The sequence below is a fragment of the Candidatus Andeanibacterium sp. genome (genome assembly GCF_057143545.1).
This window is the reverse complement of the sequence record NZ_DBNHSF010000023.1, coordinates 1-3,028: the sequence shown is the minus strand read 5'-3', so window position 1 is coordinate 3,028 and position 3,028 is coordinate 1. Positions and strand designations below refer to the sequence as shown.

General features: G+C 65.8%; 5 protein-coding genes. 4 read left to right on the top strand and 1 reads right to left on the bottom strand.

Features of this window, described 5'->3' with window-relative positions:
* Nucleotides 1–2: 2 nt before the first annotated feature.
* On the bottom strand, nucleotides 3–548 hold the full coding sequence (locus AC16XC_RS01470) for a hypothetical protein (protein WP_484032857.1): 546 nt from the start codon (nucleotides 546–548) through the stop codon (nucleotides 3–5).
* Between the two features lie 65 nt (nucleotides 549–613).
* Between AC16XC_RS01470 and AC16XC_RS01465 the strand changes: the two genes are divergently transcribed.
* The 4 genes from AC16XC_RS01465 to AC16XC_RS01450 form a co-directional block, all read left to right on the top strand.
* The gene (locus AC16XC_RS01465) at nucleotides 614–1,366 is read left to right on the top strand and encodes a TlyA family RNA methyltransferase (protein ID WP_484032856.1); all 753 of its coding nucleotides are present in this window, start codon (nucleotides 614–616) and stop codon (nucleotides 1,364–1,366) included.
* A 249-nt stretch (nucleotides 1,367–1,615) separates the two neighbouring features.
* A complete protein-coding gene (locus AC16XC_RS01460; protein WP_484032855.1) occupies nucleotides 1,616–2,170 on the top strand; it encodes a TspO/MBR family protein in 555 nt (184 codons plus the stop codon).
* A gap of 29 nt (nucleotides 2,171–2,199) precedes the next feature.
* Complete coding sequence (locus AC16XC_RS01455; RefSeq protein ID WP_484032854.1) at nucleotides 2,200–2,448, top strand: accessory factor UbiK family protein; 249 nt, start codon at nucleotides 2,200–2,202, stop codon at nucleotides 2,446–2,448.
* A gap of 73 nt (nucleotides 2,449–2,521) precedes the next feature.
* A partial coding sequence (locus AC16XC_RS01450; RefSeq protein ID WP_484032853.1) for a DUF1993 domain-containing protein occupies nucleotides 2,522–3,028 on the top strand: 507 nt, incomplete at its 3' end.

The following is a 3,028-nucleotide window of genomic DNA, read 5'->3' as shown; positions in this document are numbered from 1 at the left end:
ACCTACCGGCAATCCTCGATCACCCGCGTGACTTCGGGCCAGCTCGGGATGTAGAGCGATGGCTCGCCCGCGACCTCCACCGCGAAGCGGCCCTTGCTGATCGCCATCGCGTCGAGCAGCCGGTCGTTGGCATCGAGATCGACCGCGACCAGCGTCTCGATCGCGCCCTGGCGCGGTTGGCCGGTGAACTGCCGCATGCTGGTCTCGGTGACGACCCGCATTGCGCGCGGTTCCTGCGCATCGCTCACCCGCCCGAGCGAAACCGTGCGGTTCGCCCGGTCGCAGCGCATCACGAAACCGAAATCCGTCGCGCTCGCGCCGAAGGCGGCCATGGTGAAGGGCGGGCGGGTGACATAGAACCAGTCGCCCGGCGATTGCGGCTGCTCCATCCAGCCGGAAGTGGCTTCGGACAGCGCCGGCGGGGGTGTCGGCGCGGGCGTTGGCGCAGGTTCCGGTGCCGGAGGCGGTGCGGGCGGCAGCGGCTCGGGCGCCGGAATGCAGGACCCGACCAGGATCAGGGCAAGGGCGGCGGCAATTCGGTTTGTCATCGCTTGGACTATGGGGCCTCTCCCGGACTGGCTCAAGTGGCCGCGGGCGGCTATCGCCATGATTCATGGCGAAGAAGCAACGGATCGACCAGCTGCTGGTGGAACGCGGGCTCGCGGAGAGCCGCGCGCGGGCGCAGGCGCTGGTGATGGCCGGGCTGGTCTATGCCGGGGAGCGCAAGCTCGAGAAGCCCGGCCAGCAGGTGGCGGAAGATACCACGATCGAGGTCAAGGGCCGCGATCATCCCTGGGTCAGCCGCGGCGGGATCAAACTCGCCCATGCGCTCGAGCATTTCGGGCTCGATCCGGCGGGTGCGGTGGCGATGGATATCGGCTCGTCGACCGGCGGTTTCACCGATGTGCTGCTGGCGAAGGGCGCGAGCCATGTCTTCGCGGTCGATAGCGGGACCAACCAGCTCGCCTGGAAGCTGCGGCAGGATCCGCGGGTGACCGTGCTCGAACAGACCAGCGCGCGGCTGCTCACCCCCGAATTGATCGATCGGGAATGCAACTGGGTGGTCTGCGATGCGAGCTTTATCGGGCTGGCCAAGGTGCTCGAAGTGCCGCTTGCGCTGGCGGCGCCGCATTGCCGGCTGGTCGCGCTGATCAAGCCGCAATTCGAAGTCGGCAAGGGCGAGGTCGGCAAGGGCGGGGTGGTGCGCGATCCGGCCTTGCACCGGCGGGTGTGCGACGAGGTCCGCGCCTGGCTCGAAGGCGCCGATAAGCACTTGGGGGGCTGGCGCATCCAGGGGATCGTCGAAAGCCCGATCACCGGGCCGGAAGGCAATGTCGAATTCCTGGTCTCGGCGGAGCGGGGGTGATTGATCCTCCCTGCGCCGCAGGCGTGGGGAGGGGGACCGCCGACCCTTCGGGTCGGTGGTGGAGGGGTGCTCTCCATCCAATTCAGCCCCTCCGTCAGCGCCATCGCAAAGCTCCTGCGCTGCCACCTCCCCATTCCTGCGGGAACAGGGAGGATTTTGTCTGTGCGGATTGGGCACAAGGTGCATCCCGGCGTTGCCCCTGCCCGAACTGCCCGCCAATATCCTCACACGATTCGCTTCGGAGTCCCGATGACCATTCTCGCCTCGCGTGCGCAGTTGAGGGCAAGTTTCTTCCGCTGGGCACTGTTCCTCGTTCCGCTGGTTATGCTGCTCGGCTTCCTCTCCGGCGAGGTTTCCGGATCGGCGGCCGCCAATCCGTGGTTCACGGCGCTCGAGAAGCCCGCCATCTATCCGCCGCCCGCAACCTTCGGGATCGTGTGGAGCATCCTCTATTTCATGATGGGGATTGCCGCGGCGCTGGTCTGCGCGGCCTGGGGCGCAAGGGGCCGGACGATCGCCCTGGCGCTGTTCGCCATGCAACTGGTGCTCAACCTCGCCTGGTCGCCGATGTTCTTTCGCGAGCACCAGATCGAGCTGGCGCTCTACCTGCTGCTGGCGATCGATGTGGCGGTGCTGCTGACGCTGATCATGTTCTTCGTCGTCCGCCGGCTCGCGGGCCTGCTGCTCGTCCCCTATTTCGCCTGGGTCGCTTTCGCGACCGTGCTCAACTACCAGTTCTGGCTGCTCAACCCGCAGGCGCAGGATGTCGAAGTGACCAGTCCGAGCCAGCGGATAGAGTTGTAAGGATTGGGGGAAGGCGCCATATAGCCGCCATGCAAAGCGAAAACCCCCTCGTCTCCGATTTCGTCAAGATGATGAATTCCGCCGCCGGCACTTTTGCCGGGATGACCCGCGAAGCGCGCGAAAGCGCCCGCGAGAAGATGAAGGAAGCCATCGGCGGGATGGATTTCGTCTCGCGCGAGGAGTTCGACGCGGTCAAGCAAATGGCCGCCAGGGCGCGCGAGGAGAACGAAAAGCTTGCCGAGCGGCTGGCGGCGCTGGAAGCCAAGCTCAAGAAATAGCCAACACCGCATCGCCGGGAAGCGGTCGCAGCCAGCGGCCCAATCGCCGGCGGGCACTCCGGAGAGACCCCAAATGAGCCTTACGATCTATGATTTGTCCGCCCCGGTATTCGTGCAGACGCTCAAGGCGATGCGCAACTGGCTCGACAAGGCGGCGGCCGAAAAGGACCCCGCCGTGCTGGCCGATGCTCGGCTGATCGACGACATGCACCCGCTCACCCGGCAGTACCAGATAGCCTCGGACTCGGCGAAGAATGCGATTGCCCGTCTCGCCGGGATCGATCCGCCGGTAATGCCGGATGAGGAAACGACGCTCGCCGAATTGCAGGAACGCTGCGACAAGACCATCGCCTTCATCGAGAGCGTCGACCCGGCCGCGCTGGCGGATAGCGCGGACCGCGAAATCATCGTCAAGTTCCCCAACGGGATGGGCTACCGCTTCTCCGGTGCCGACTATCTGCGGAATTTCGCGCTGCCCAATTTCTATTTTCACGCCACCATCGCCTACGCGATCATGCGGGCGCAGGGCGTCTCGCTCGGCAAGCCCGATTTCCTCCAGCATTTGGGCATGCCCGAGCAG